The following is a 6,021-nucleotide window of genomic DNA, read 5'->3' as shown; positions in this document are numbered from 1 at the left end:
CCAGCCTGCTCCACAAAGGCCTGGCCGGTATCGAGCCGGGGCGAATGGGGTGCGACGTCACACCCGAGTGGGCTAGCGCCAATCGTGACGGACCCCCCTCGCGTCGTCTTTCCGCCGGCGGCCCGCTGCCGGGGGCCGCGTTCTGGGAGATCATTGCCATTCCCGACATAAGGCAGCAATGCGCGGAACTGGCAGGCCGGCTCCGCGCGTTCGACGGCCCTAGTTGAACAGATCCGGCTCGGCTTCGGTAATCCAGTCCCACAGCGGCTGGAAGCTGAAATAGCCGCCCTTGTGCGTACCGACCTGCCGCGAGGTCAGGCTGGCGATCTCGTGCGGGATCGGTTTTGGCGTGCCGGCGGCCTCGGCGAGCAACTGGGCGCGCGCGGCATTGTCCATTGCGATGTACCACCATGCGGCAGCCTCGATGGTCGGTCCCACCGTGAGCAGGCCGTGGTTCTGCAAGATGGCCGCTTTCTTGAAGCCCAACGCTTGCGCGATCTTGCGGCCTTCTTCCGCCTCCAGCACGACGCCGGAGAACGGATCGAACAGCACGTGATCCTCGTAGAAGGCGCAGGAATCCTGCGTCAGCGGATCGAGCAGGCGGCCGAGCGCTGACCAGGCCTTGCCGTAAGTTGAATGCGTGTGAGCGGCCGCGATCACCTCGGGATGCGCTGCGTGAATCGCCGAATGAATGACGAAACCGGCTTGGTTGATCGGCTTGTCGCCGATCAAAATGTTGCCGTCATGATCAACGAGCTGAAGGTCGGACACCTTGATCTGGCTAAAATGCTTCGAGAGCGGATTGATCCAGAAGCGTTCGGGAAACTCCGGATCGCGCACGGTGACGTGGCCTGCAAGCCCCTGATCGAAACCGTAGCGCGAGAACAGGCGAAACGTCGCCGCAAGCCGCTGTTTGCGGTGCAGTCGCTCTTCCTCGAACGAAGCTGCCGGCGTGCGCTCGACCAGGGAGTACTTCTTCGGCTTCTCGACGACCTTGTTCATGGATGCGGCTCCTTCTCTAGTATTCGAGATTCTTGTCAAAGACGTCGGCCAGCGCCGCGCCATGCGCGAAGGCATCGAGATTGACCAGCGTCTTGTCGGCCAGCCGCTTGGCATCCTCTCCACCCGTCCACGACACGTGCGGGGTCAGCACGACCTTGGGATGGCTATAGATCGGATCATCCTCCGGCGGCGGCTCGGGATCAGTGACATCGAGGGTCGCGCCGGCAATCCGGCCGTCGTCGAGCGCCTGCAGCAGGGCGCCCTGATCGACGATCCGTCCGCGCGCGACATTGATCAGGTGCAGCGACGTCTTGGCGCGTGCCAGCACGTCGGCGTTAATCAGACGCGCCGTCTTCGTCGTCGCCGGCAAGGCGAGAACGAGATGATCGGAGACCTCGACCAGCTTCTCGATGCTGTCGACGGGCTGGATGCCCGGAAGGACATATGGCCAGGCCGAGCGGCGCAACACCCTGATCTTGACGCCGAACGGCTTGACGCGCTCGACGACGGCGCGGCCGATCGCACCGAAGCCCGCGATCCCGATCGTCTTGCCACTGAGCGAGCCGAGCGGGGTGATCTTCCATTCTGCGCGGCTGCGCGGGCGGATATCGTGGATGCGTTTCTCGAAGCCGAGGATTGCCGCAATGACATATTCCGCGATCGGATCGGCCGAAATGCCGCGGCCGACGGTGACCACGGGCCCGTCGAGCAACCAAGCCGGGAAGAAATCGACGCCCGTCGATGCGGTCTGGATCCAGCGCAGGCCGAAGGGCCAGCCGGGCGGCTTCTTCGCAGGTGCCTTGTGCCAGCCCGCCAGCGGCCGCGTCAGCAGCACGTCGGCCTCGGGGGCGATCTCCCATGGCGCGCGATCGGCCGGATGATCGATGATCAGCGGGCGCGACCAGTGATGGGCCAGTGCGGCACGAACCTCCGCACCGAGCTGATTGACGATGACCGGCGACCGTACGCTGGTAGATGCACGCTGGTTTTCAATTCGGGGAGTGTTCATGTCGCGACGTTCATGATGGCTTTGATGCGGACATGCTAGGCGCCCGGCGCAAGATAGTCTTTTCAAAGATCATCGGCATCGGGCAACAACAGGATGACGCGTCCGATCGAGGCATAATAATTCGTCTCTGCACGCGGCCCACCGACAGTCGGCCTCTCGCTGAAAGGGCCGCCTCTATTTCTTGCCGCGCAGGCCCTCAGACCGCTCAGCCCGCGATCGAGCCGCGGCCTCGCCGGCGCGGCGGAACACAGTCTCCATCAGCCATTGCTCGTTTGGAAAATGCTCCGCCCATTCATCCCAGCCGGAGTGCTTGCGGTATTGCCCGAGCCGCCCGGACGCCAGCACATCGTCCTCGCTCACCGAGACGCGGCGGTCGCAATCGGGCGCGACATAGATGGCGTCGGCACGGCAGTAGAGTTCGCACATGAAGCAGGTCTGGCAATCCTCGACCCGCGCGAGAACCGGCAAGCCGTCGCGGCCGGCATCGAGCACGTTGGCCGGGCAGACCTCGATGCACGCTCCACAGTCGGTGCAGCGCTCCGCCACGATGAGCTCGATCATGACGCCGCCTCGAGTTGACCGGATTGTAGGCCCGCAGATGGAAGATCCAGCGCGACCCAGACCTGGTCCAGTCCGCCGCTGAGCAGGCGCGCGGCCAATCCCGCGTCCTGCGCGGGATGATCCTCCCGACGGTGAAGTCCCCTGCTCTCGTGGCGCGCCGCCGCCGTGGCGACGGACCAGCGCGCCGTGGCCAGCAACGCCGCCGTCTCACGCAGGGTGATCGAGCCGGCCTGGCCGTGATTGGCCACCTCAGTCCACAGCTCTTCGAGTGTCTGTGACGAGGCCGCGAGCCCTGCTCCTGTGCGGAACAAGTTTTTGTCGAACGGATGCATCTCGGCGCGCACGCCGTCTCTGGCTGCAGCCACGTCGACGTCCTTTGGCCGACCGCGCGGGCGCAGCCCGGCTTGCCCGAGCGCGGTGAGCTCCGTACAGCGACTTTTCGTAGTGCGCGCCAAGCGCGCGGCCGCAGTGCCTGCGAACACGCCTGACGACAACGCCCATGCTGAATTGACGTTGCCGCCGCCGGAAACGGCGCCTGCGACCTTTTCGCGCGATGCGTTGTCGCCGGCGACGAACAGTCCCTGCACCGACGTCGCGCCATTCACATCATGGACGCGCACGCCGCCAATGCCGCGGATCGTGCCGTCGTTATGCAGTGTGACTTCGAACCGGTCACGGTAGGAATCGATGCCCCAGCGGTCGAACACCAGCGGCACGTTCGGCGAAATCGTATGCAGCTTCGCCTTGACGTCCTCGGGCAGCCGGTGCAGCGAGCAGTAGACGGGCCCGCGTTGGAGCGTTCGGGCGAGCCGAACCGTTTGATCCGGACCAAAAGGCAGGTCCAGCTCCCGGCCCTCGGCGTCGTAGTAAGTCGCAAACGCATAAGCCATGCTGCGCGTCATCGTCGAATGCGCCGGCGCAATGGTGTAGGCTGCGGTGAATTCCATGCCGGACATCTCCGCGCCCGCCTCGGCCGCAAGGAGATAACCGTCTCCCGTGTTGGTTCGCGATCCCAAGAGATGAGACAGGAAGCTGGTCCCGCCGGCCGCGAGCACCACCGCTCCCGCCTCGATCTGGTACTCTCGTCCGCCATCCTGTCGGCGCTGACCACGGGCGCCGCCGATCGATCCGTCGGATCGCGCCAGAAGTTCAAGGACGGGCGAGTGATCGAGAATGGTGACGCCGTGGCTCAGCACCTGCTGCCGCAGGGCGCGCATGTATTCGGGCCCACGCACGGCGCGGTAGTTGACCCGTCCCTCGTCATCGGCCCCGAACTTGTAGTATCGAGCAAGCGTCGGCAGCGTGCGCCAGGTCTGATCGAGGATGCGGTACATCCACTCCGCTTCGCTGAGACCAAGGCCGGCGGCGACACGATTGGCGACGGCCGCGTCGCGCGCCGCGGGAGGATCCGGCGGCACCCACCAATGGCCAGGCCCCGCGGCGGCCGTGACGCCGCTGGTGCCGCAATAACCCTTGTCGGCCAGGACGACTTTGGCCCCGGCCTGCGCGGCAGATGTCGCGGCCCAGGCGCCCGCCATACCCCCACCGACAATCAACACGTCAGCCGTGAGCGACAATTCTTCAAGCGACGACGAAACCACCGTGTGCCTCCGGCCAATGCGCAGCCGCCCTCCCCGGGCCGGATCCAGAGGCGTGCTACCTTGTCGCAGCATGTTTGGGCGAGGCGGCGCGCACGTCAATGAAAGGCAAAACTCTTTTGGCGGCTCAACGCGAACAAGTCGTGCCGTCGTTGCCGGTGTTGGGACGACGCCTGTTTCGTCGTAGAACAAGCTTCTCCAGCCGGGACGGCAGATGAAATGGAGCTTCTCGCCCTGAGGCAGGCGAAAAGCGAATCAGAGCCTCTTCAAACCCCGAAACAAGTTTCCTCAGCGACACGCGTCCGGAGAACAGGTTCCTACCAAGCGCAGCCACCCGAGCGCGATCGTTTCGAACTTGGCGCAGCGACATCAGTTCACTGGACCGTCTGGCTGATTTCCTGAAGTAGTGCCCGCAAAGGCTCGTGACGAGCCACTCGAACAGGAATTCAAGAGACATCAAATGAACAGATCGAAGCTTTTGCAGGCCGTAGCGCTCGCGCTGACGATCACGGCAGGTGGCGCGAATGGCGTCCGCGCGGAGACAGATCAGCTTCGCATCGCCCAACAATTCGGCATCGCCTATCTTCCGCTCATGGTCGCCAGCGAAAAGGGCCTGATCGAGCAGGAAGCCAAAGCGCTCGGCATTGCGGCGCCGAAGATCGAATGGCTCCGATTGTCCGGCGCAGCGGCCATGAACGAGGCGCTGATTTCGGGCGGCCTCGACTTCGCGACGGCTGGCATCACACCGATGATCCTGACATGGGACAAGACGCGGATCACGGCCAAGATCATCGGCGTCGCCGCGCTGGGCTCGATGGCCAATATCCTGACCACCAACAACCCTCACATCAAGACGCTGGCGGATTTCACCGAAAAGGACCGGATCGCGCTCCCCTCGGTGAAGGTTGGCTTTCAGCCGATCGTACTCCAGATGGCGGCGGACAAGGCGTTCGGCAAATACGACAAGCTTGACGAACTCACCGTCAGCATGCCGCATCCGGACGCGACCGCCCAGATCCTGTCGGGCCGTTCCGAGATCACGGCGCACTTCACCTCGCCGCCGTTCTCTCAGCAACAATTGGCGAGCGGCAAGGTGCATCAGGTCCTCAACAGCTATGACGTGCTCGGCGGCCCGCATACCTTCAACGTGGTCTACTCCACCACAAAATTTGTCAACGACAATCCGAAAACGATTTTGGCGTTCGTCCGCGGCCTCGACCGGGCCAATGAGTGGATAAAGGCGAATCCGAAGGAAGCAGCCGCGCTCTACATCAAGGCGGAGGGTTCGAAGCTCGCGCCCGATTTCGTCGAGGGCATCATCCGCGACAAGGACGTCAACTTCACAACAGCTCCGGAAGGCGCCCAAAAGTTTGCGGACTTCGAGGCCAAGGTCGGCCTGATCAAGCAGGCGCCGGCGTCGTGGCGGGATCTGTTCTGGTCCGGCCTCGGAGAGAAGCCCGGAAGCTGACATGAACGTCGCTCCGCGACTGACGAGCCTCGCCGGCGACAAGGCGTCGCCAACGCTGCTTGAACTCGATCACGTTAGCATCAGCTATCCGACCTCGAACGGGATTCTCACGGCGGTCGAGGACGTCAGCTTCAGGATTTCTGCCGGCGAACGGCTGGTGCTGCTTGGCCCATCCGGCTGCGGCAAGTCGACCCTGCTGCGTGCCGTCGGCGGCTTCCTCAAGCCGAGCGCTGGCGAGGCCCGCATGAACGGTCGGCGGCTCGGGGCCCCCGGGCCCCCCCGCCTGGCCCGGGTTCAGGTATTCGACCAGCGGCTGGCGGGGGCCCCCGGGCTCGGCCAAGTGCGCGATGCCCAGGGGAGGGGGAAAGCCCAGGACCGCCCGG

6 protein-coding genes and 1 pseudogene are annotated in these 6,021 nt (G+C 64.5%); 3 read left to right on the top strand and 4 right to left on the bottom strand.

Annotated features, from left to right (window positions below):
• Positions 1-227 (top strand): annotated as a pseudogene (locus AC0L3K_RS00360) (FAD/NAD(P)-binding protein); the annotation flags it as partial.
• Here AC0L3K_RS00360 and AC0L3K_RS00355 read toward each other — a convergent pair.
• The 4 genes from AC0L3K_RS00355 to AC0L3K_RS00340 all read right to left on the bottom strand — a co-directional run bounded on the left by AC0L3K_RS00355 (position 220) and on the right by AC0L3K_RS00340 (position 4,173).
• A complete protein-coding gene (locus tag AC0L3K_RS00355) occupies positions 220-1,002 on the bottom strand; it encodes a class II aldolase/adducin family protein (protein ID WP_473365340.1) in 783 nt (260 codons plus the stop codon). The pseudogene AC0L3K_RS00360 and the gene AC0L3K_RS00355 sit on opposite strands and share 8 nt — an antisense overlap.
• 16 nt (positions 1,003-1,018) lie before the next feature.
• Positions 1,019-2,011 (bottom strand): NAD(P)-dependent oxidoreductase, encoded by a 993-nt coding sequence (locus AC0L3K_RS00350; protein WP_473365339.1) that lies wholly within the window; start codon positions 2,009-2,011, stop codon positions 1,019-1,021.
• A gap of 174 nt (positions 2,012-2,185) precedes the next feature.
• On the bottom strand, positions 2,186-2,572 hold the full coding sequence (locus AC0L3K_RS00345; RefSeq protein ID WP_473365338.1) for a 4Fe-4S dicluster domain-containing protein: 387 nt from the start codon (positions 2,570-2,572) through the stop codon (positions 2,186-2,188).
• The gene (locus tag AC0L3K_RS00340; protein WP_473365337.1) at positions 2,569-4,173 is read right to left on the bottom strand and encodes an FAD-dependent oxidoreductase; all 1,605 of its coding nucleotides are present in this window, start codon (positions 4,171-4,173) and stop codon (positions 2,569-2,571) included. The genes AC0L3K_RS00345 and AC0L3K_RS00340 overlap by 4 nt, the downstream gene beginning before the upstream one ends.
• Before the next feature lie 457 nt (positions 4,174-4,630).
• Between AC0L3K_RS00340 and AC0L3K_RS00335 the strand changes: the two genes are divergently transcribed.
• Complete coding sequence (locus AC0L3K_RS00335; RefSeq protein WP_473365336.1) at positions 4,631-5,638, top strand: ABC transporter substrate-binding protein; 1,008 nt, start codon at positions 4,631-4,633, stop codon at positions 5,636-5,638.
• Position 5,639: 1 nt separating this feature from the next.
• A partial coding sequence (locus tag AC0L3K_RS00330; protein ID WP_473365335.1) for an ATP-binding cassette domain-containing protein occupies positions 5,640-6,021 on the top strand: 382 nt, incomplete at its 3' end.

This window comes from Bradyrhizobium sp. MI1.10 (assembly GCF_055811035.1).
The sequence above is the reverse complement of the archived record's forward strand: the minus strand, read 5'-3'. Positions and strand labels throughout refer to the sequence as shown.